This is a genomic window from Pediococcus parvulus, from assembly GCF_007990205.1.
Lineage (GTDB): Bacteria > Bacillota > Bacilli > Lactobacillales > Lactobacillaceae > Pediococcus > Pediococcus parvulus.
Map to the genome: position 1 here is coordinate 1 of NZ_BJWE01000002.1, position 22,743 is coordinate 22,743.

A 22,743-nucleotide genomic window follows, 5' to 3' on the forward strand; every position below is an offset into this window, starting at 1 on the left:
TCCCCTTCAGGATTAACTGTTTATTGACAGATTGACTGAAAAAAACATAAAATGCCAACTGTAATTCGTTTACTAGTTGGCATTTTACGTGTAGGAGTATTTTAGCAACAATGTGTGGATTTAAGAACAAACGGGAAGTAGCTCAGCTTGGTAGAGCACCTGGTTTGGGACCAGGGGGTCGCAGGTTCGAATCCTGTCTTCCCGATTACGCACTTAGACGGTGGAAAAGTGCATTTACGGAGAATTACCCACTTAAAGTTATTTACCAATAACGGGAAGTAGCTCAGCTTGGTAGAGCACCACGTTCGGGACGTGGGGGTCGCAGGTTCAAATCCTGTTTTCCCGATTTATGAAGAGAAGCATCAAATCAGCCGATTTGATGCTTCTCTTTTTATAAAATGCTACATTACAATAGTACAAAGTTTAATCAAAAAATTAAAAGGTCCATTTCAAAAATGATTGAATATCTCTAAATTGTTCACCTGATGACCACTATTTTTAAGTTTTAATCATCAAGTGTCGGCCTCAGTACAAAAAACTTTGCTTTTTATGAAGAGTTTCGTATAATGAAAGTCAACATTAGTCAAAGATGCAAGAAGGGGTGTGCAAAATGCAAGGTCAGAATATTTCCGATATCATTGAAAAATATTTAAAACAGATTTTAGCGGACTCGGAAGAAATTGAGATTCGACGCTCGGAAATTGCTGATTTGTTTGATGTTGTGCCGTCTCAAATAAATTACGTTATTAAAACCCGCTTCACCATTCAAAATGGCTATGTCGTGGAAAGTAAACGGGGTGGCGGTGGCTATATTCGCATTGAAAAAGTCAAATTACTTGATGATTTGGATGTTTTGGATACACTTATTCAAGTGATTGGTGAATCCATCAATCAACGTGATGCCCTTTCCATTGTCAAAAGTTTGTATGAAGACGACGTCATTAACAAACGAGAAGGAAACCTGATTTTAGCAGCAATTGATAAGAAGACACTAGCGATTAACGATCGGGATATGGAAGATCAGTTGCGAGCAAGAATTTTAATCGGCATTTTAAATCACTTAAGGTATGAGAGTTAAAAGAAAGTAGGGTGTTAGCATGGATAACTTATTTACACCAAGTGCCAAAAACGTGCTGGCTATTTCACAAGAACAAGCTAAACGTTTTAAGCACCAAGCAGTTGGAACAGAACATTTACTGTTGGCCCTAGCAATCGAAAAGAATGGTATTGCCTATAAAGTTTTTCAACAATTTTCAGTAACTGAAACTGATATTGTAGAAGAAATTGAACGTTTTACTGGTTATGGCACTTTGAAAAATGTGGGTGCAAACGATTATTTGCCATATTCACCAAAAGCCAAAGAAGTTTTAGCGGCTGCTGGGGATGAAGCCAAGCGGTTAGGTGCAGCAAAAATAGGAACGGAACATTTGTTGCTTGCTTTATTAAGTGACGAAAATATTCTGTCTTCACGAATTTTAATTAGTTTGGACATGGATCTTAGCCAAACTCGCAAAGTTATTTTACGTAAGTTAGGCGTTAGTGCTTCGGCACAGCTACGGCAAAACCAAGCGCAAAATAGTCGAGGAGCTAAGCCAAAAGGCACGCCAACATTGGATTCAGTTGCGCGTGACATGACTCAAATGGCACAAGAGGGTCAAATTGATCCTGTGATTGGCCGCGAAAAAGAAGTTAAACGTGTGATTCAGATTTTGAGTCGCCGAACTAAAAACAATCCGGTTTTAATCGGTGAACCCGGCGTTGGTAAAACAGCAATTGCTGAGGGACTTGCACAACGTATGATCGATGGTAATGTGCCGGATGACTTAGCTAACAAGCGATTGATGATGCTTGACATGGGATCGCTAGTCGCCGGAACCAAGTATCGTGGCGAATTTGAAGACCGTTTGAAAAAAGTTATTGATGAAATTCATGAAGATAAACACATTGTGTTGTTTATTGATGAATTACACACATTAATCGGTGCTGGTGGTGCTGAAGGTGCAATTGATGCTTCGAATATTTTGAAGCCTGCTTTAGCACGCGGTGAACTCCAAACAATTGGGGCCACAACGCTTAATGAATATCAAAAATATATCGAAACTGATGCAGCCTTAGAACGCCGTTTTGCTAAAGTTGAAGTAGATGAACCAACCCCTGAAGAATCTGTCCAGATTCTACGAGGCTTACGCGGTAAATATGAGGAACACCATCATGTTGAAATTACTGATGATGCGATCAAACAAGCGGTCGAACTTTCTGATCGTTATATCAGCGACCGCTTTTTACCAGATAAGGCCATTGATTTAATGGATGAAGCTGCTGCTAAAGTACGAATTGACCAAATGGGCAAAACTGAGAAATCAACTTCTGAAAGTAAATTACAAGAGTTAACGGATGCCAAAGAAGCTGCTATTGAGGACCAGAATTTTGAGGAAGCTCAAAAGGTTCGGGTTAAGGAAGAAAAGCTGCGTGCCAAAATTGAAAAAGCTAAGGCTACTGCTACAGCTGATGATGCAAAGCCAAAATATCAACTTCAAGAAACCGCTGAGGACGTGGCACAAGTGGTCTCTGAGTGGACAGGTGTGCCATTAACCCAGTTGCAAAAGACTGAAAGTGAACGTTTAGTTAATCTTGAATCTATTCTGCATAAACGTGTTATTGGTCAAGAAGAAGCAGTGTCAGCAGTTTCCAGAGCAATTCGACGTGCACGAAGTGGCTTGAAAGATCCAGGTCGTCCAATTGGTTCGTTTATGTTCTTGGGCCCAACTGGAGTCGGGAAAACTGAATTGGCCAAAGCGTTGGCCGAAGCTATGTTTGGTTCTGAAGATAACATGATTCGAATTGATATGTCTGAATACATGGAACGTTATAGTACTAGTCGTTTGATTGGGTCTGCCCCCGGTTATGTTGGGTACGATGAAGGCGGCCAATTAACGGAACGTGTTCGTCAAAAACCTTATTCGGTTGTGTTATTTGATGAAGTTGAAAAGGCCCATCCGGATGTGTTTAACATTTTGTTACAAGTTTTGGACGATGGTTATCTGACTGACTCTAAAGGGCGAAAAGTTGATTTTAGAAACACTATTTTAATCATGACTTCTAACCTAGGTGCAACAGCGCTTAGAGATGAAAAATCAGTTGGTTTTGGTGCTAAGGATGCAAGTCAGGATTATACGGCAATGTCGGCCAAGATTCGCGAAGTGCTCAAACAAAGCTTCCGACCTGAATTCTTAAACCGGATTGACGAAACCATTATCTTCCACTCTTTGACCCGTCCACAACTTCATAAAATTGTGAAATTGATGGCTCGTCAGATTTTGAAACGAGTTGCAGATCAGGGTATGACAGTCAAAATTACACCAGCGGCGATTGATGCGGTGGCGGAAGCTGGTTTCGATCCTGAATATGGGGCACGACCAATTCGCCGTGCGTTCCAAACCAAAGTTGAAGATAAACTAAGTGAATTAATGTTGTCAGGACAGGCTAAAATTGGTGATAATATCACTGTTGGTGCTCGTCATGGTAAGATTCAGGTGGCCGTTAAAAATCCAAAGCCGGATTCAAAACAGCCAACAGCTTAAAGTAAATAAATTTACAGTTTTAATGTTTGACAGATGATAACAAATTGAGTATTATTAACTTTGTTTGTAACTGTGAATGAAATGGAGCGTTGCGATCTATTGTCCGTGGCGCTTTTCATAAAAAAGCAAAAATAGCTATCAATTTTAAGAGCTATTTTTGGTTTTTTTTTGCCAAAAAACAGTGCAATTTGTGAAATGTAATCAAATTGTAATGTAGAAGGCCGTTTGCGGAATATTTTAGAGAGGTGAATAACTTGGCAGGACATTTGGTAAAGTACGGTAAGCACCGAACCCGTAGAAGTTACGCGCGGATTAAAGAAGTGCTGGAACTTCCTAACTTGATTGAGATTCAAAGTAATTCATACCAGTGGTTCCTTGATGAAGGATTGAAAGACATGTTCGATGACATTATGCCAATCGACGATTTTGCTGGAAATCTTTCACTGGAATACGTGGATTATCAATTATTAGAGCCAAAGTATACAGTGGATGAGGCGCGTGAGCATGAAGCAAATTACTCAGCACCTTTACATGTCACTTTGCGTTTAACAAATCACGAAACTGGCGAAATTAAATCTCAGGATGTTTTCTTTGGTGATTTTCCATTAATGACAGAACAAGGTACGTTCATTATTAATGGTGCAGAACGGGTTATCGTTTCTCAGTTAGTTCGTTCACCTGGTGTTTATTACACTAAGGAAGCTGACAAAAACGGCCGTGATATTTGGGGCACAACAGTTATTCCTAATCGGGGAGCTTGGTTGGAATATGAAACAGATGCAAAGAACATTGCATATGTGCGTATTGACCGGACTCGTAAAATTCCGATGACTGAATTAGTTCGAGCTCTTGGGTTCGGATCTGATGAAGAAATCGTTGATATGTTGGGTCAAACTGATAGTTTAGATAATACTTTGGACAAAGATGTTCATAAAAATTCTGAGGATTCTCGTGTTGAAGAGTCCTTGAAAGATATTTACGAACGACTTCGCCCAGGTGAACCTAAAACTGCGGATAGTTCACGTAGTCTTTTAACTGCGCGTTTCTTTGATCCAAAGCGTTATGATATGGCTCCTGTTGGCCGTTATAAGGTTAACAAGAAGTTAAGTTTGAAAACTCGTTTAGTTGGTCAGACCCTGGCTGAAACTTTAGCTGATCCAGATACTGGTGAAGTTATTGTGCAAAAGGGAACGGTTGTCACTAAAGATGTTATGAAAGACTTGGCACCATATTTAGATAAAAAAGACTTTAAAGCAATCACTTATACACCATCTGATGAATCGGTTGTCACAACACCAATGACCGTTCAATCAATTAAGATTGTGAACCCTAACGATCCGGAACGTGAATTAACGATGATTGGCAATGACAACATCGATCTTAAATTGAAACACATTACGCCAGCTGATATTATCGCTTCAATCAACTATTTCTTCTTATTGCAAGAAGGAATCGGTTCAACTGATGATATTGACCATTTGGGTAATCGTCGAATTCGTTCGGTTGGTGAGTTATTGCAGAACCAATTCCGAATTGGTCTTTCTCGAATGGAACGTGTCGTTCGTGAACGAATGTCCATTCAGGATGCTTCTACGGTGACACCGCAACAATTAATTAATATTCGTCCTGTAGTGGCCTCAATCAAAGAGTTCTTTGGTTCTTCACAGTTGTCACAGTTCATGGATCAAACTAACCCGTTGGGTGAATTAACGCATAAGCGTCGTTTATCAGCCCTTGGTCCTGGTGGTTTGACTCGTGATCGTGCCGGATATGAAGTTCGTGATGTGCATTACACCCATTACGGTCGTATGTGTCCTATTGAAACTCCTGAAGGTCCTAACATTGGTTTGATTAACAGTTTGGCTAGTTATGCCAAGATTAATAAGTATGGTTTTATTGAAACACCATACCGTCGTGTATCTTGGACAACTCATAAAGTTACCAACAAGATTGATTATTTAACTGCCGATGAAGAAGATCAATTTGTTATTGCTCAGGCTAACTCACCATTAAATGATGATGGTTCATTCGTTGATGATGAAGTTATGGCTCGTCATGAAAGTGACAATATTGAAATTAGCATTAACAATGTCGATTACATGGATGTTTCACCAAAACAAGTAGTTGCGGTTGCTACGGCATGTATTCCTTTCTTGGAAAATGATGATTCCAACCGTGCCTTAATGGGAGCTAACATGCAGCGTCAGGCTGTTCCTTTGCTTGATCCTCATGCCCCATTGGTCGGAACTGGTATTGAATATAAAGCTGCTCATGATTCTGGAGTTGCGTTGATCTGTAAACATGACGGAACTGTTGAATACGTTGATGCCCGTCAAATTCGGGTGCGCCGTGATGATGGTGCTTTAGATACCTATAAATTAATGAAATTCCGTCGTTCTAATGGCGGTAAGAACTACAACCAACGTCCAATCGTGAAAGTTAATGATCATGTGGATAATGATGAAGTTTTAGCTGATGGTCCTTCTATGGAAGGTGGAGAATTAGCACTTGGTCAAAACCCACTAGTTGCCTTCATGACATGGCAAGGTTATAACTTCGAAGATGCCATTGCTATTAATGAACGATTAGTTCGTGATGACGTTTATACTTCTATTCATATTGAAGAGTACGAATCAGAAGCTCGTGATACCAAGCTCGGACCTGAGGAAATGACTCGTGAGATTCCTAACGTCGGTGAAGATGCCCTTAAAGATCTTGATGAAGACGGAATTGTTCGAATCGGTGCTGAAGTTGAAGATGGCGATATCTTAGTTGGTAAGGTTACACCTAAGGGAGTGACTGAGTTATCAGCTGAGGAACGTCTACTTCACGCAATCTTTGGTGAAAAGGCCCGTGAAGTTCGTGATACTTCACTTCGGGTTCCTCATGGTGGCGGCGGTATTATCCAGGATGTAAAGATCTTTACTCGTGAAAATGGGGATGAACTTTCACCTGGTGTTAATATGATGGTTCGGGTTTATATCGCTCAAAAGCGTAAGTTACAAGTTGGCGATAAGATGGCCGGACGTCATGGTAACAAGGGTACTGTTTCTGTAGTTATTCCTGAAGAAGATATGCCATACATGCCAGATGGTACGCCAATTGACATTATGTTAAGTCCAATGGGTGTGCCTTCACGTATGAATATTGGTCAGGTTTTGGAATTGCATTTAGGAATGGTTGCCCGTAACTTGGGAATCCATGTTGCCACACCTGTCTTTGATGGTGCCCGTGATAAAGATATCTGGGATGCGGTTAAGGAAGCAGGGATGCAATCAGATGCCAAGACCGTTTTATATGACGGTCGGACTGGTGAACCATTTGAACAACGGATTGCCGTTGGAGTTATGCATTACATGAAGTTAGCCCACATGGTTGACGATAAGATTCATGCCCGTTCAATCGGACCTTACTCATTAGTTACGCAACAACCATTAGGTGGTAAAGCCCAATTTGGTGGTCAGCGTTTTGGTGAAATGGAAGTTTGGGCCCTTGAAGCTTATGGTGCTGCATATACCTTGCAAGAAATCTTGACTTACAAGTCAGATGATGTTGTCGGTCGTGTTAAAACTTATGAAGCGATTGTCAAAGGCGATCCAATTCCACGTCCAGGTGTACCTGAATCCTTCCGTGTTCTTGTGAAGGAATTACAAGCACTTGGTCTGGATATGAAAGTTCTTGATAATGATAAGAATGAAATTGAGTTGCGTGACATGGATGACGAAGATGATGATGTTGTCAATGTGGATGCACTCAGTAAGTATGCTGAAGAACAGAAAGATAAATCAAAAGCAGATGCTAAAACAGCTGCAACTGCCAAAGATGCTTCTTCTGTAAGTGAAACAAAAGCTGAAACAGAAAATAATAAAAAGTAAGTTTAACTAGTCAATAATCAAATCAAGAAGGAGGTCGATCCTTTGATCGATGTCAATAAGTTTGAAAGCATGCAAATTGGGCTCGCATCCCCTGACAAGATCAGAAGTTGGTCATATGGTGAAGTTAAAAAGCCAGAAACGATTAACTATCGAACATTAAAGCCTGAAAAAGATGGCTTGTTCGATGAACGAATTTTCGGACCAACTAAAGATTACGAATGTGCCTGTGGAAAATACAAGCGAATTCGTTATAAGGGAATTGTCTGTGACCGTTGTGGTGTTGAAGTTACTAAGTCAAAAGTTCGTCGTGAACGGATGGGTCATATTGAATTAGCTGCTCCAGTTACTCACATTTGGTACTTTAAGGGTATCCCAAGTCGAATGGGCTTAGTTTTGGATATGAGTCCTCGTGCTCTTGAAGAAATCATCTATTTCGCTTCATACGTTGTAATTGATCCAGGTAAAACACCACTCGAAAAGAAACAATTATTAACAGAGCGTGAATACCGTGAAAAATTAGAAGAATATGGTAATACCTTCAATGCCAAGATTGGTGGCGAGGCAATTAAAGAATTGCTTCAAGATGTTGATCTTGAAAAAGAAGCTAAAACTTTAAAAGAAGAACTCAAGGATGCTTCTGGACAAAAGCGGACTCGTGCCGTTCGTCGTTTAGACATTATTGAAGCCTTTATTCAATCTGGTAACGAGCCTGACTGGATGATTATGGATGCAATTCCTGTCATTCCACCAGATTTACGGCCAATGGTTCAATTGGATGGTGGTCGTTTTGCCACTTCTGATTTGAATGATTTGTACCGTCGAGTAATCAACCGTAACAACCGTTTGAAACGTTTATTAGACTTGAATGCTCCTGGAATTATCGTTCAAAATGAAAAACGAATGTTACAAGAAGCCGTTGATGCATTGATTGATAATGGTCGTCGTGGCCGTCCAGTTGCTGGACCTGGTAACCGTCCATTGAAGTCACTTTCACATATGTTGAAAGGTAAGCAAGGACGTTTCCGTCAAAACTTACTTGGTAAACGTGTTGATTATTCTGGCCGTTCCGTTATTGATGTTGGGCCATCACTTAAGATGAACCAAATGGGATTACCTGTCCCAATGGCTTTGGAATTATTCAAGCCATTCATCATGAAAGAATTGGTTTCACGTAACTTAGCTTCAAACATTAAGAATGCTAAACGCAAGATTGACCGCAAAGATGATGATGTTTATGATGTTTTGGAAGATGTTATTAAAGAACATCCAGTATTGTTGAACCGTGCACCTACTTTGCATAGACTTGGAATTCAGGCTTTCGAACCTGTTTTGGTAAGTGGTAAAGCAATGCGTTTGCATCCATTAGTTTGTGAAGCTTACAATGCCGATTTTGATGGGGATCAAATGGCGATTCATTTGCCTTTATCAGATGAAGCTCAAGCCGAAGCACGTTTGTTAATGCTTGCTGCTCATCATATTTTGGCTCCTGCTAATGGTAAACCTGTGGTAACACCTTCTCAGGATATGGTTATTGGTAACTATTGGTTGACCATGGAACGTGAAAATAGTGTTGGCGAAGGCATGATCTTTAAAGATCTTGATGAAATTCGTTTAGCTATGCAAAATGGCTACGTTTCTGAACATACACGAATTGGGCTTCAAGTTAGCTCAATGCCAAAGAAACCATTCACTGATGAACAACGCAATCGCATTTTAGTGACAACTGCTGGAAAAGCGATTTTCAATGATATTTTACCAAAGGGCTTAATTTATTTGAACGAACCTACTGATGAAAACTTAGTCAATGGTACGCCGGATAAATATTTCTTGGCACCTGGTGAAGACATTAAGGCCTTTATTAAAGAACAGCCTTTAATCCCACCATTCAAAAAAGGTTTCTTGAGTGATATTATTGCGCAAGTTTACAAGCAATATAAAGTTACCCAAACTTCCTTACTTTTGGACCGTATGAAGGATCTTGGCTATGATATTTCGACTAAGTCTGGATTAACAGTCGGAATTGCGGATATTACTGATTTGAAAGAAAAACCAGAAATTGTAGCAGCTGCCCACAAACAAGTCGCAACCGTTACAAAACAATTCCGTCGTGGTTTAATTACTGATGACGAACGTTATGAACGAGTTGTTGGAATTTGGAACGATGCTAAAGATGATATTCAACAAAAATTGATGGTGAGTTTTGATCCTCAAAATCCAATTTATATGATGAGTGATTCTGGTGCTCGTGGTAACATTTCAAACTTTACTCAGTTAGCTGGTATGCGTGGTTTGATGGCTGCTCCTAATGGTAAAATTATGGAATTGCCTATTCTTTCAAACTTCCGTGAAGGCCTTTCTGTTTTGGAAATGTTTATTTCAACCCATGGTGCTCGTAAAGGTATGACTGATACTGCCTTGAAGACTGCCAACTCAGGTTACTTAACCCGTCGTTTGGTTGATGTTGCCCAGGATGTTATTGTTCGTGAAAAAGACTGTGGAACTGATCGTGGCTTAACGATCTCTGCAATTGTTGAAGGTAATGAAGTGATTGAGTCTCTGTATGATCGTGTCTTAGGTCGTTACACTCAAAAATCAGTTTATAATCCTGAAACAGGCGAGAAGATTATTGGCAAGAACGAAATGATCGATGAACCAAAAGCTCAACAAATCATTGATGCTGGTATTAAGACTGTTACCATTCGTTCGGCATTTACTTGCAACACTCGTCATGGTGTTTGTGAACGGTGTTATGGACGGAACATGGCTACTGGTGACCGGGTTGAAGTTGGTGAAGCAGTTGGTACTGTTGCTGCTCAATCAATCGGTGAACCAGGTACTCAGTTAACTATGCGTAACTTCCATACTGGTGGTGTTGCCGGAAACGAAGATATTACCCAAGGACTTCCTCGTATTCAAGAAATTGTTGAAGCGCGTCATCCTAAAGGTCGTGCTGAAATTACTGAAGTTACTGGTACAGTTGAGTCAGTTGAAGAGAATCCTGCCGAACGTAGCAAAGAAGTTACGATCAAAGGTGAAACTGATACACGGACTTACACTTTACCAATTACAGCACGCATGAAGGTTGCTGAAGGTGACTTTATTCACCGTGGTTCAGCTTTGAATGAAGGTTCAATTGATCCTAAGGAATTGTTGAAGGTTCGTGATGTTCTTTCAACTGAAAACTATCTGTTACGTGAAATTCAACGTGTTTACCGTATGCAAGGTGTAGAAATCTTGGATAAACATATTGAAATCATGGTTCGTCAAATGCTTCGTAAGATTCGTGTTATGGATCCTGGCGATACAGATGTCCTTCCTGGTACTTTGCTTGATATCAACGATTTCAAAGATGCGAACTACAAGACATTGATTGCCGGTGGTATTCCAGCAACTGCTCGTCCTGTTCTTCTCGGAATTACAAAGGCTGCTTTGGAAACAAATAGTTTCTTATCAGCTGCATCATTCCAGGAAACAACACGAGTATTAACTGATGCTGCTATCCGTGGTAAGAATGATCCATTAGTTGGTTTGAAGGAAAATGTTATTATTGGTAAGATTATTCCTGCTGGAACAGGAATGCCTGATTATCGTAAGATCATTCCAAAGACCGTTGGTGGAAAAGTGGCCGAACCTAAGTCACTCAGTGATGTCGAAAAAGAAATGGATATAGAAACAACTAAATAGTGTTTCTAATCTGATAATTAAAAGCAGAACTTGAGCCAAATCAAGTTCTGCTTTTTTGTTGCAATTTTTAGGCTGAAATTAAGAGATAGCCAAAAGTTAAATAAGGAATAAATGGAATTTTACGCGCATGTAAATGCGGAAAACAGAGCGTTAGAATTAAACAAAGGGTAGAGGCAAGACATAGAATTGAAGAGATGACTTGTAAACGGGAAAGAATGATGAAGACAAATACTAGTTCAAAATCTGCTTCACCGAATCCTTTAATAAGGTTTGAAAATTGAAACGACGAAAAAACGCTTAGCATTAAAGCCAGAAATATCATACAGTTTAGTATCGTAAATTGAAAGCTTAATCCTAATATACCTAAAACACCAAGAAAGTAGCCATTCACATATGTTTGTTTAAAATCTATGAGACTTAAATAAATTAATACGGTGACAACGAAAAGTTGAAAGAAAAGTTTTAATGGTTGAAATGTGACCGTGAAAACATGCAAGTAAAGGATGCCCAGAACTAATTCCACACAACATGAAGTGGGTGGAAACCTTTGGTGACAGTAACGACATTGACCATTTAGCCAGCAATAACTAAAAATTGGAATTAAATCAACCGGTTTAAGAATGGTTTGGCAGTTTGAACAATGAGAACGAGGTTTGATGATAGACTGCTTCGTTTCCGCACGGTCGATACAAAGTGTCAAAAAGGAGCCAATGGTAGCTCCCGTGATAAAAAAGTAAATTTGAATAAGCATTTAATTACCTCCGATATTAATAAGTTACGAAAATTTGATTGACTTATTTGACGATAAAATAAGTTTTAATTTTTTAATTTGATTGCATAGGATGTAAAACAGGTGACAAAGCCCGTGAAACAAGGAGAAGACTCGAATTTATTTTGGAAAAAAGTTTGACAAGGCATGCTGATGATGATAATCTAAGAAAGGTGCTTTTTGTGGACAGGTTCTGTATTAGACAGACATGCTGACTGGAAACGGTGGCACAAAGCCATGTTGAGGCGGTTTTTTTTATCAATAAAAAAGACCCACCTGGATGTGTGTACTTAAACAAACAAGATTTTTTATTCGGAAGGGGAAACAATTAATGCCTACAATCAACCAATTGGTTCGTAAGGGTCGTCATTCACACGGTTCTAAATCTAAGGCTCCTGCTTTAAATTATGGCTACAACAGTATGAAGAAAAAAGCTGTTGCTAACCCAGCACCACAAAAACGTGGCGTTGCAACTCGTGTTGGTACTATGACACCTAAGAAACCTAACTCTGCTTTACGTAAATATGCTCGTGTACGTCTTTCTAACTTGATCGAAGTTACAGCATATATCCCAGGAATCGGACATAACTTACAGGAACATAGTGTTGTGCTCATTCGTGGCGGTCGTGTTAAGGATTTACCTGGTGTACGTTATCACATTATCCGTGGTGCACTTGATACAGCCGGTGTTACCGATCGTAAACAAAGCCGTTCTAAATACGGTACAAAGAAACCTAAGAAGTAAGGAGGTTATTTAAATGCCAAGAAAAGGCCCTGCATCAAAACGCGAAGTATTACCTGATCCAATTTACAACTCAAAGTTAGTAACTCGTTTAATTAACCATTTAATGTTAGATGGTAAACGTGGTACAGCTTCAAAGATTCTCTATAATGCATTCGACGTCATCAAATCTGAAACTGGTAACGAACCAACTGAGGTATTTGATGAAGCTATGAAGAACATTATGCCAGTTCTTGAAGTTAAGGCTCGTCGTGTTGGTGGTTCTAACTACCAAGTACCAATCGAAGTACGTCCAGATCGTCGGACAACTTTAGGACTTCGTTGGCTCGTGAACTATTCACGCCTTCGTGGTGAACATACAATGACAGAACGTCTTGCTCGTGAAATTATGGACGCTGCAAATAATACAGGTGCTTCAGTTAAAAAGCGTGAAGATACTCATAGAATGGCTGAAGCCAACCGAGCATTTGCTCATTATCGTTGGTAATTTTCCGCTTGTTGCTTAATCCAACATGTTTGGAAAGAGCAATAACGAATGGCTATTATATGAAGTCCATATAGTAGTCATTTTTTCTAATTTTGACTCTTTAACCATTAATTTGAAGGGAGAAACATTTTTTAATATGGCTAACAAAAGAGAATTTCCACTTGAAAAGACTCGTAATATCGGGATCATGGCTCATATCGATGCCGGTAAAACGACTACTACAGAGCGGATTTTGTACTACACTGGTAAAATTCATAAAATTGGTGAAACTCATGATGGGGCTTCACAAATGGACTGGATGGCCCAAGAACAGGAACGTGGTATTACCATCACTTCAGCTGCTACTACAGCTGCATGGAAAGACCACCGTATCAATATTATCGATACCCCAGGACACGTGGACTTCACTGTTGAAGTTGAGCGTTCCCTCCGTGTGTTAGATGGTGCTGTTGCCGTTCTTGACGCCCAAGCTGGTGTTGAACCTCAAACTGAAACTGTTTGGCGTCAAGCTTCTGATTATAGTGTTCCACGGATTGTTTTTGCAAACAAGATGGATAAAGTCGGTGCTGACTTTGACTTCTCTGTACAAACAATCAAGGACCGTCTTCAGGCTAATGCTTTGCCAATTCAAATGCCAATTGGTGCTGAAGATGATTTTGAAGGGGTTATTGACCTCGTCGAAATGAAAGCTGATCTTTACGATGAAGACCAACTAGGTACTGAATGGGATACAGTTGATGTGCCTGATCAATATAAAGAAGAAGCTGAAAAGCGTCGGACGGAAATGATCGAACAATTAGCTGATATCGATGATGACATCATGGAAAAATACCTTGGTGGCGAAGAAATCAGTAAAGAAGAAATCAAGGCTGCTATCCGTAAGGGTACATTGAATCTTGAATTATTCCCTGTTTTAGCTGGTTCAGCTTTCAAAAACAAGGGTGTTCAGATGATGTTGGATGCTGTTGTAGATTACTTGCCATCTCCTTTGGATGTTAAGCCATACAACGCCATCAATCCTGAAACTGATGAAGCTGTTGAATTAACTGCTGGTGATGACAAACCATTTGCTGCCTTAGCATTTAAGGTTGCAACTGATCCATTCGTTGGTCGTTTGACTTATATTCGTGTTTATACGGGAACTTTGGAATCAGGTTCTTATGTATTGAACTCAACAAAAGACAAACGTGAACGTGTTGGTCGTTTACTTCAGATGCATTCTAATCACCGTCAAGAAATCCCAGAAGTTTTCTCTGGTGATATTGCTGCTGCAATTGGTTTGAAGAACACAACTACTGGTGATTCATTGACTGATCCAGATCATCCACTACATTTGGAATCAATGGAATTCCCTGATCCAGTTATCCAAGTTGCCGTAGAGCCAAAATCTAAGGCTGACCAAGATAAGATGGATATTGCGCTTCAAAAGCTTGCTGAAGAAGATCCAACATTCAAAGCTGAAACAAACCCTGAAACTGGTGAAACTTTGATTGCCGGAATGGGTGAGTTACATTTGGACATTATCATTGACCGTATGAAACGTGAATTTAACGTTGAAGCGACTGTTGGTGCTCCTCAAGTTGCTTACCGTGAAGCATTCACTAAGCCGGCTTCTGCACAAGGTAAGTTTGTTCGTCAGTCTGGTGGTAAAGGACAATATGGTGATGTTTGGATTGAATTCACACCTAATGAAGAGGGTAAAGGATTCGAATTCGAAGATGCTATTGTTGGTGGGGTTGTTCCTCGTGAATTTATCCCAGCTGTAGAACAAGGTTTACGTGAAGCCTTAAATAACGGTGTTCTTGCAGGTTACCCATTGGTTGACTTGAAAGCTAAGTTATATGATGGTAGTTATCATGAAGTCGATTCTAGTGAAGCAGCTTTCAAGGTTGCCGCATCAATCTCACTTCACAATGCTGCTAAAAAGGCTGCTCCTGTAATTTTGGAACCTGTTATGAAGGTTGAAGTTCGTGTACCAGAAGAGTACATGGGTGATATCATGGGTCAGATTACAGCTCGTCGTGGTCGTGTTGAAGGCATGGAAGCTATCTCAGGCGCTGAAGAAATTCATGCCTTTGTACCACTTTCAGAAATGTTTGGTTATGCAACTACCTTACGTTCAGCTTCACAGGGTCGTGGAACATTCACAATGACATTTGATCATTACGAAGCAGTTCCTAAGTCTATTCAAGAAGAAATCATCAAGAAAAATGGCGGTTCTTCAAGTAAAGACTAATTTCTAATTTAGAATAAATTAAAGCTCATTAGCCGCAGTGTAAAAACTGTGATTAATGAGCTTTTTTTGTTCCCAATAGTTATAAAGATTAAATGATCTTGGCGCCCAAAGAATTTTTGAAATGGGTTAGTGCCCAATTATGCCCAACCTGATCAAAACTAGCGACCGCATTTTGTGGAATCGTAAGTTGATAACTAAGATTATAGGCAGAAATGGCCGTATGCAAAACACAAATATCGGTGCAAACACCGGTTAAGGTGAGTGAGTTAATCTTATGTGTGCGTAAAAAGTTATCAAGGTTAGTATTTACGAATGCGCTATATCTGTTCTTATCAAAATAATAAACTTGTTGGCTAGTTGCATGTGATTCATACCAAGGTTGAACTGTATTATAAAGTTGCCGCCCCCAAGTGTTTTTTAAATTGTGTGGTGGAAAAAGTTTCGTTTCAGGATGAAAGGGATCGTTCTTTTCGTGCAGATCCGTAGGAAAAATCACATAATTGCCAGCTTTAATGAATTGATTCGCCAGTTTTAAAATTTCTGGTTCAATTTTTTGGCCTGGTTTGCCTGTAGTGAGCGCACCAGAATCAGCGACAAAATCGTTTGTATAATCTATAATAAGGAGTGCTTCTGGATTTTTCATTGCAAATTCCTCCAATCTTTAGTCCTCATTATGAAACATAAATCGTTTTCAAATGTTACAAATGCATTACATTTTTTCAAACCTAAAATAAATTGGCGGAAAGCCTTGTAAAACGGCTGTTTATCTAGTAGTATGGACAAGTACTTGAAATTTAGCGGGTGTACTATGCCCATTAATCAAGTAAAAACAAGGAGCTTTGATGTGAAAGGTTGCGACACACCCGGCCGCTTTGCCACGACAGTGTGGCGGTAATTTTCACGGAGCAAGTCTCATTTTCAAAATAGACGAAGGAGGTAACACAATGGCAAAACAAAAAATTCGTATCCGGTTAAAGGCATACGAACATCGCATCTTAGATCAATCCGCAGATAAGATTGTCGAAACTGCAAAGAGAACTGGTGCCACAATTTCTGGTCCAATTCCATTACCAACAGAACGCACAATCTATACGGTTTTGAGCTCACCACATAAGTTCAAAAAAGCACGTGAGCAATTCGAAATGCGTACACACAAGCGTTTGATTGATATCGTTAACCCAACACCAAAGACAGTTGACTCATTAATGAAGTTAGATCTGCCAAGTGGCGTTGATATTGAAATCAAGCTTTAATTTCTAGAAACACAAATTTAGTATCACAATAATATTGGAGGTGTACTCATGACCACAAAAGGAATCTTAGGAAAAAAGGTTGGTATGACCCAAGTCTTTACTGATAACGGCGAGTTAGTTCCCGTTACCGTTGTTGATACAACACCAAACGTTGTATTACAAGTTAAAACCGTTGAAAGTGATGGTTATAACGCAGTGCAATTAGGGTTCGATGACAAACGTAAAGTATTGAGCAACAAGCCTGAACAAGGTCATGTAGCAAAAGCAAATACAAATCCTAAGCGCTTCATTCATGAAATCAGAGATGTTGAGCTGGGAGAATTAAAAGTCGGTGACGAATTAAAGGCTGACTTATTCGCAGCAGGCGATATCGTTGATGTCACAGGTACTTCTAAGGGACATGGTTTCCAAGGAAATATCAAGAAGGATGGACAACATCGTGGTCCGATGGCACATGGCTCTCGTTATCATCGTCGTCCAGGTTCATTAGGTGCAATTATTAACCGAGTGTTCCCTGGAAAGAAGTTACCAGGTCGTATGGGTAACAATACACGAACAGTTCAAAACTTAGAGGTCGTAAAGGCTGATACAGAAAACAATGTTTTATTGATCAAGGGCAATGTCCCAGGATCAAAGAACTCATTCTTAGTTGTTAAGAATGCAGTTAAACCACACAAAAAGTAGAAAGGAGGACTAAATCAAATGACAAGCGTATCTTTATATAAACAAGATGGTACGAAGAATGGCGACGTTGAACTTAATGCTGACGTTTTTGGTATCACACCAAACGATAATGTGATTTTTGAAGCTATTGTTATGCAACGCGCATCAATGCGCCAAGGCACACATGCTGTTAAGAATCGAAGTGCAGTTCGTGGTGGTGGTAAGAAACCATGGCGTCAAAAGGGTACTGGTCGTGCACGTCAAGGTTCAATTCGTTCACCACAATGGCGTGGCGGTGGTATTGTGTTTGGCCCCACACCTCGCTCATATGCATACAAATTGCCAAAGAAAATGCGTCGTTTAGCGTTGAAGTCTGTACTTTCACAAAAAGTATTGGATGACAGCTTGGTAGTTGTTGATGGTTACAGCTTTGATCAACCAAAGACTAAAGCATTTGCACAATCACTTGACAGCTTAAAAGTTTCAACGAAAGCATTATTAGTCCTTGAAGAAGATAACGAAGCAACTGCTCGTGCAGCTCGCAACCTTGAAAACGTTAAAATTGTTTCACCAACTGGTGTAAATGTTTTAGATGTTGTCAATAGCGACAAGCTCGTTATTACTCAAAAGGCTCTTTCTCAAGTAGAGGAGGCTCTCGCATAATGGAATCACGTGATGTAATTTTACGTCCGGTTGTCACTGAAGCTTCAATGGCAGAAATGGACAATAAACGTTACACATTCGATGTTGACACTCGTGCAACAAAGACAGAAGTCAAAAAAGCTGTCGAAGATGTCTTTGATGTCAAAGTTGTTAAAGTAAACATTATGAATGTTAAAGGTAAGCTCAAGCGTCAGGGACGTTATTCTGGTTATACCAAAAAACGTCGTAAGGCAATTGTTACATTGTCATCTGACTCTAAAGAAATCAAATTATTCAACGAAGAATAATAAATAAATTATAGGAGGAAAAAACACGTGGGGATTAAGAAGTTTAAACCAACGACAAATGCTCGTCGTGGCATGACACAGCTTGATTATAGCGAAATCACCAAGACGACTCCTGAAAAATCGTTACTCGAATCTCAAAGCCACACAGCCGGCCGTAATAACTCTGGTCGCATGACTGTTCGTCATCGTGGCGGCGGTAACAAGCGTCAATATCGTATTATTGATTTCAAACGAATCAAAGATGATGTTGCAGCTACTGTTAAAGCCATTGAATATGATCCAAACCGTACAGCAAACATTGCTTTACTTGTTTATGCTGACGGAGTTAAATCATACATTATTGCACCAAAAGGACTTAAGGTTGGCGACAAAGTTCAATCTGGTTCAGATGCTGATATTAAAGTTGGTAATGCATTACCATTAGCAGACATTCCTGTTGGTACTATTATCCACAATATCGAATTAAAGCCTGGCAAGGGTGGTCAATTAGCTCGTTCTGCTGGTGCTTCAGCACAATTATTAGGTAAGGAAGGCAAATATGTCTTAGTACGTTTGGCTTCATCTGAAGTTCGTATGATCTTATCTGCTGGTCGTGCCACAATCGGTGCTGTTGGTAATGAAGAACATGAATTAGTTAATGTTGGCAAAGCAGGACGTACTCGTTATGCTGGCCAGCGTCCACACGTTCGTGGTTCTGTAATGAACCCTAACGATCACCCACATGGTGGTGGTGAAGGTAAAGCTCCAGTCGGTCGTCCATCGCCTCTATCACCTTGGGGTAAGAAGACCATTGGTAAGAAGACACGTAACAAGCGGAGTAAATCTAATAAATTTATCGTTCGTGGTCGTAAACGTGGTCGCTTAGGTAATATTTAGTCGAAAATTTCCCTAAAGGAGGTTTCATAATGAGTCGTAGTTTGAAAAAAGGACCATTTGCAGACGAACATCTTTTAAAGAAGATTGATGCACAAAAAGATCAAGAGAAGAAGTCTGTTATTAAAACATGGTCACGTCGTTCCACTATTTTCCCAAGTTTCATCGGTTATACAATTGCTGTATATGACGGCAGAAAACATGTCCCAGTTTACATTCAAGATGACATGGTTGGCCATAAGCTTGGTGAGTTTGTTCCTACACGAACATTCCATGGACATGGTACCGACGATAAGAAGACAACAGTTGCTAAATAAGGAGGATGAATCATGGCTGAACAAGTAACATCTGCACATGCAACTGCAAAAACTGTTCGCATTGCCGCTCGTAAGGTTCGTTTAGTAATTGATCTTATTAGAGGAAAAAGTGTCGCAGAAGCAATTGCAACTCTTAAGTTCACACCAAGAGGTGCATCGCCAGTTGTAGAAAAAGTTTTAATGTCTGCTGTAGCTAATGCAGAAAACAACTTCGACTTAGATCGTGAAGATTTGGTTGTAAGTGAAGCTTATGTCAACGAAGGACCAACCTTAAAACGTTTCCGTCCTCGAGCAAAAGGTTCTGCTTCACCAATCAACAAGCGAACAAGTCATATAACAGTAGTCGTATCTGAAAAATAGGAGGGAACACGCGTGGGTCAAAAAGTAAATCCAAATGGATTTCGTGTTGGTGTCATCCGTGACTGGGAAGCAAAATGGTATGCTGAAAAAGATTTTGCTACCTATTTACGTGAAGATTTACAAATCCGTAAATTCATCTCAACTAAGCTTGCCGACGCATCTGTTTCCAATGTTGAAATCGAACGTGCTGCAAATCGCGTGAACATTTCAATCCATACTGCTAAACCTGGTATGGTCATTGGAAAAGGCGGATCCGAAGTAGAAAGCTTACGTAAACAATTGAATGAACTTACAGGTAAACGAGTTCATATTAATATTATTGAAATTAAGAAACCTGATTTAGATGCCAAATTAGTTGGTGAAAACATTGCTGCTCAATTGGAAGGCCGTGTTGCTTTCCGTCGTGCAATGAAACAAGCTATGCAACGTACAATGCGTGCAGGTGCTAAAGGTATCAAGACACAGGTTGCAGGACGTTTGAACGGAGCAGATATGTCCCGTGTAGAACATTATTCTGAAGGAACAGTTCCATTGCACACATTGCGTGCAGATGTAGATTACGCTTGGGTTGAAGCAAGTACAACTTACGGTCGTTTAGGTGTTAAGACTTGGATCTACCGTGGAGAAATCTTGCCAGAAGCTCGGGGTTCCAAAGGAAATTCTAAAGAGCAAGGAGGGAAATAATCATGCTAGTACCAAAACGAGTTAAGTTCCGTCGTGTGCATCGTGGTAAGATGCGTGGTGCCGCAAAGGGCGGTAGAACCGTCACTTTCGGTGATTACGGTTTACAAGCTTTAGATTCTCATTGGATCTCAAACCGTCAAATCGAAGCAGCACGTGTTGCTATGAACCGTCACATGAAACGTGGTGGTAAGGTTTGGATCAAAATTTTCCCTCACAAGTCTTACACTTCTAAAGGTGTAGGTGTTCGTATGGGTAATGGTAAAGGTACTCCCGAAGGTTGGGTAGCACCAGTGAAACGCGGTAAGGTAATGTTCGAAGTCGGCGGTGTTAGTGAAGAAGTTGCACGTGAATCATTGCGTCTTGCTTCTATGAAACTACCCGTTAGAACAAAGATTATCAAACGCGAGGAAGTAGGTGGCGAATCAGATGAAGGCTAAAGAAATTAATGAATTAACCACTGATGAGATGCTAAAAAAAGAACAAGATTATAAAGATGAGCTTTTTAACTTACGTTTTCAATTAGCTACTGGCCAGTTGGAAAATACAGCCCGTTTAAAGGCAGTTCGTAAGAACATTGCTCGTATTAAGACTGTTTTACGTCAAAAAGAATTAAGTAAGTAGAAGAATACGAAGGGAGGAACTTAACACATGAGTGAAGAACGTCACGCTCGTAAAGTATATCAAGGCCGTGTTATTTCTGACAAAATGGATAAAACAATCACGGTTCAGATTAATACTACCAAAAAGCATCCTGTTTATGGCAAACGTGTAAAATATTCGAAAAAATATAAAGCACATGATGAGAATAATGAAGCTAAGGTTGGCGATGTTGTAAGAATCATGGAAACACGGCCTTTGTCCGCAACCAAACGATTCCGTTTGCTTGATATCGTTGAGAAAGCAGTTACTATCTAAATTTGTTATTTTTATTTCGTATTCTGATACAAAAATGGAAGGAGGACACTAACTGTGATCCAACAAGAGAGTCGTTTAAAAGTTGCTGACAATTCTGGTGCACGTGAAATTTTGGTAATCAAGGTTTTAGGTGGATCTCGAGTAAAATTTGGTTATATTGGTGATACTATTGTGGCTACTGTCAAACAAGCAACACCAGGTGGCGTTGTCAAAAAAGGTGACGTCGTTAAGGCAGTTGTTGTTCGTACTAAAGACGGTGCACACCGTGCTGATGGCTCATACATCAAATTTGATGAAAATGCTGCAGTTTTAATCAAAGATGATAAGAGCCCTCAAGGAACACGTATCTTCGGACCCGTTGCACGTGAATTGCGTGACAAAGATTACATGAAGATTGTTTCTTTGGCCCCTGAAGTATTGTAATTAACGATCGGATCGAAGGAGGTGCGACACGGCATGTTCGTAAAAAATGGTGATAAAGTTCGCGTAATTAGCGGAAAAGAAAAAGGCAAAGAGGGCACAATTATTAAAACCCTTGCTAAGAAAAATCGCGTTGTGGTTGAAGGCCTTAATAAAGTTAAAAAACATCAAAAAGCAAGTAACTCTAACCCTCAAGGTGGAATTATTGATGTAGAAGCAGCAATTGATGCTTCTAACGTGATGTTAATCGATCCATCAACTAATGAACCTACTCGTGTAGGCTACAAAGTTGTAGATGGTAAAAAAGTACGTTTTGCTAAAAAATCTGGCGAAACAATCGACAAATAATTCATGAAAGGAGGAAAAATTTTTCATGTCTAACCGTTTAAAAGAAAAATACGTTAAAGAAGTTACCCCAGAACTCGTGAAGAAGTTCGATTATACTTCAGTAATGCAAGCACCTAAGGTTAACAAAATTGTCTTAAACATGGGTGTCGGTGATGCAACAACTAATGCTAAGAATCTTGACGAAGCTGTTGAAGAATTAACATTGATCTCTGGTCAAAAGCCTTTGGTAACAAAAGCTAAGAAATCAATTGCTGGTTTCCGTTTACGTGAAGGTATGTCAATCGGTGCTAAAGTTACACTCCGTGGCGAACGCATGTATGATTTCTTAGATAAATTGATCAATGTGTCCTTACCACGTGTTCGTGATTTCCATGGTGTTAGCTCAAAGGCCTTTGATGGTCGTGGAAACTATACACTTGGTGTTCGTGAACAATTAATCTTCCCTGAAATTGATTATGATAATGTCAACCATGTTCGTGGTTTAGATATCGTTATCGTAACAACTGCTCAAACAGATGAAGAATCACGTGAATTATTGGCACAACTTGGAATGCCATTCGAAAAGTAAACGAAGGGAGCAATAAAT

The 22,743-nt window shown here is 39.8% G+C and carries 23 protein-coding genes and 2 tRNA genes; 23 read left to right on the forward strand and 2 right to left on the reverse strand.

Translation table 11 applies throughout. From position 1 onward, the window contains the following. Positions 1-131: 131 nt before the first annotated feature. The 6 genes from PPA04_RS00775 (at position 132) to rpoC (ending at position 11,140) form a co-directional block, all read left to right on the forward strand. Positions 132-205, forward strand: a tRNA-Pro gene (locus PPA04_RS00775). A 67-nt stretch (positions 206-272) separates the two neighbouring features. Further along, positions 273-346 (forward strand) — tRNA-Pro (locus PPA04_RS00780). Between the two features lie 264 nt (positions 347-610). Then, entirely contained in the window at positions 611-1,078 is a 468-nt protein-coding gene (locus PPA04_RS00785) for a CtsR family transcriptional regulator (protein WP_057782441.1), read from the forward strand. A 19-nt stretch (positions 1,079-1,097) separates the two neighbouring features. Beyond that, complete coding sequence (locus PPA04_RS00790) at positions 1,098-3,581, forward strand: ATP-dependent Clp protease ATP-binding subunit (protein WP_057782443.1); 2,484 nt, start codon at positions 1,098-1,100, stop codon at positions 3,579-3,581. 254 nt (positions 3,582-3,835) lie between these two features. After that, on the forward strand, positions 3,836-7,456 hold the full coding sequence (rpoB, locus tag PPA04_RS00795) for a DNA-directed RNA polymerase subunit beta (protein ID WP_057782446.1): 3,621 nt from the start codon (positions 3,836-3,838) through the stop codon (positions 7,454-7,456). Positions 7,457-7,498: 42 nt separating this feature from the next. Then, positions 7,499-11,140: a DNA-directed RNA polymerase subunit beta' gene (rpoC, locus tag PPA04_RS00800; RefSeq protein WP_057782447.1), complete on the forward strand. Its 3,642-nt coding sequence runs from the start codon at positions 7,499-7,501 to the stop codon at positions 11,138-11,140. A gap of 67 nt (positions 11,141-11,207) precedes the next feature. On the opposite strand, the gene PPA04_RS00805 is transcribed toward rpoC, so the two are convergent. Next, positions 11,208-11,891, reverse strand: a complete 684-nt coding sequence (locus tag PPA04_RS00805; protein ID WP_057782449.1) for a prepilin peptidase — start codon at positions 11,889-11,891, stop codon at positions 11,208-11,210. Between the two features lie 349 nt (positions 11,892-12,240). Between PPA04_RS00805 and rpsL the strand changes: the two genes are divergently transcribed. The 3 genes from rpsL to fusA all read left to right on the forward strand — a co-directional run bounded on the left by rpsL (position 12,241) and on the right by fusA (position 15,374). Beyond that, entirely contained in the window at positions 12,241-12,654 is a 414-nt protein-coding gene (rpsL, locus tag PPA04_RS00810; protein ID WP_057782451.1) for a 30S ribosomal protein S12, read from the forward strand. Between the two features lie 13 nt (positions 12,655-12,667). Continuing rightward, positions 12,668-13,138 carry a 30S ribosomal protein S7 gene (gene rpsG, locus PPA04_RS00815; protein WP_057782453.1) on the forward strand — a complete coding sequence of 157 codons (471 nt, stop codon included), beginning with the start codon at positions 12,668-12,670 and terminating at the stop codon, positions 13,136-13,138. 136 nt (positions 13,139-13,274) lie between these two features. Further along, positions 13,275-15,374, forward strand: coding sequence for an elongation factor G (fusA, locus tag PPA04_RS00820; RefSeq protein WP_057782456.1), 2,100 nt, complete (start codon positions 13,275-13,277; stop codon positions 15,372-15,374). A gap of 88 nt (positions 15,375-15,462) precedes the next feature. Here the strand turns inward: fusA and PPA04_RS00825 are convergent, their stop codons facing one another. Further along, positions 15,463-16,017, reverse strand: a complete 555-nt coding sequence (locus PPA04_RS00825) for a cysteine hydrolase family protein (protein ID WP_057782459.1) — start codon at positions 16,015-16,017, stop codon at positions 15,463-15,465. A gap of 301 nt (positions 16,018-16,318) precedes the next feature. On the opposite strand from PPA04_RS00825, the gene rpsJ reads away from it, so the two are divergent. Genes rpsJ through rplE form a run of 14 tightly spaced genes read left to right on the forward strand, consistent with a single transcriptional unit; the run spans position 16,319 to position 22,725 of the window. Further along, positions 16,319-16,627, forward strand: a complete 309-nt coding sequence (gene rpsJ, locus PPA04_RS00830) for a 30S ribosomal protein S10 (protein WP_046871293.1) — start codon at positions 16,319-16,321, stop codon at positions 16,625-16,627. A gap of 48 nt (positions 16,628-16,675) precedes the next feature. Further along, positions 16,676-17,311: a 50S ribosomal protein L3 gene (gene rplC, locus PPA04_RS00835; protein WP_057782461.1), complete on the forward strand. Its 636-nt coding sequence runs from the start codon at positions 16,676-16,678 to the stop codon at positions 17,309-17,311. Positions 17,312-17,329: 18 nt separating this feature from the next. Further along, entirely contained in the window at positions 17,330-17,953 is a 624-nt protein-coding gene (rplD, locus tag PPA04_RS00840; protein ID WP_057782463.1) for a 50S ribosomal protein L4, read from the forward strand. Next, entirely contained in the window at positions 17,953-18,240 is a 288-nt protein-coding gene (gene rplW / locus PPA04_RS00845) for a 50S ribosomal protein L23 (protein ID WP_057782465.1), read from the forward strand. The genes rplD and rplW overlap by 1 nt, the downstream gene beginning before the upstream one ends. Positions 18,241-18,267: 27 nt before the next feature. After that, positions 18,268-19,116 carry a 50S ribosomal protein L2 gene (gene rplB, locus PPA04_RS00850; RefSeq protein ID WP_057782467.1) on the forward strand — a complete coding sequence of 283 codons (849 nt, stop codon included), beginning with the start codon at positions 18,268-18,270 and terminating at the stop codon, positions 19,114-19,116. A 29-nt stretch (positions 19,117-19,145) separates the two neighbouring features. Next, positions 19,146-19,430 carry a 30S ribosomal protein S19 gene (gene rpsS, locus PPA04_RS00855; RefSeq protein ID WP_057782469.1) on the forward strand — a complete coding sequence of 95 codons (285 nt, stop codon included), beginning with the start codon at positions 19,146-19,148 and terminating at the stop codon, positions 19,428-19,430. 12 nt (positions 19,431-19,442) lie between these two features. After that, complete coding sequence (gene rplV, locus PPA04_RS00860) at positions 19,443-19,790, forward strand: 50S ribosomal protein L22 (RefSeq protein WP_057782471.1); 348 nt, start codon at positions 19,443-19,445, stop codon at positions 19,788-19,790. 12 nt (positions 19,791-19,802) lie between these two features. Then, complete coding sequence (gene rpsC / locus PPA04_RS00865) at positions 19,803-20,474, forward strand: 30S ribosomal protein S3 (RefSeq protein WP_057782473.1); 672 nt, start codon at positions 19,803-19,805, stop codon at positions 20,472-20,474. A gap of 2 nt (positions 20,475-20,476) precedes the next feature. Continuing rightward, positions 20,477-20,911, forward strand: coding sequence for a 50S ribosomal protein L16 (gene rplP / locus PPA04_RS00870; protein WP_057782475.1), 435 nt, complete (start codon positions 20,477-20,479; stop codon positions 20,909-20,911). Beyond that, the gene (gene rpmC / locus PPA04_RS00875) at positions 20,901-21,095 is read left to right on the forward strand and encodes a 50S ribosomal protein L29 (RefSeq protein WP_057782477.1); all 195 of its coding nucleotides are present in this window, start codon (positions 20,901-20,903) and stop codon (positions 21,093-21,095) included. Before rplP ends, rpmC begins: the two co-directional genes overlap by 11 nt. A 27-nt stretch (positions 21,096-21,122) precedes the next feature. Next, positions 21,123-21,389 carry a 30S ribosomal protein S17 gene (gene rpsQ, locus PPA04_RS00880; protein ID WP_057782479.1) on the forward strand — a complete coding sequence of 89 codons (267 nt, stop codon included), beginning with the start codon at positions 21,123-21,125 and terminating at the stop codon, positions 21,387-21,389. A 54-nt stretch (positions 21,390-21,443) separates the two neighbouring features. Next, entirely contained in the window at positions 21,444-21,812 is a 369-nt protein-coding gene (gene rplN / locus PPA04_RS00885) for a 50S ribosomal protein L14 (RefSeq protein ID WP_057782481.1), read from the forward strand. A gap of 33 nt (positions 21,813-21,845) precedes the next feature. Continuing rightward, positions 21,846-22,157, forward strand: coding sequence for a 50S ribosomal protein L24 (gene rplX / locus PPA04_RS00890; protein WP_057782483.1), 312 nt, complete (start codon positions 21,846-21,848; stop codon positions 22,155-22,157). Positions 22,158-22,182: 25 nt separating this feature from the next. Further along, positions 22,183-22,725: a 50S ribosomal protein L5 gene (rplE, locus tag PPA04_RS00895; RefSeq protein ID WP_057782485.1), complete on the forward strand. Its 543-nt coding sequence runs from the start codon at positions 22,183-22,185 to the stop codon at positions 22,723-22,725. The last annotated feature ends 18 nt before the right edge of the window (positions 22,726-22,743 follow it).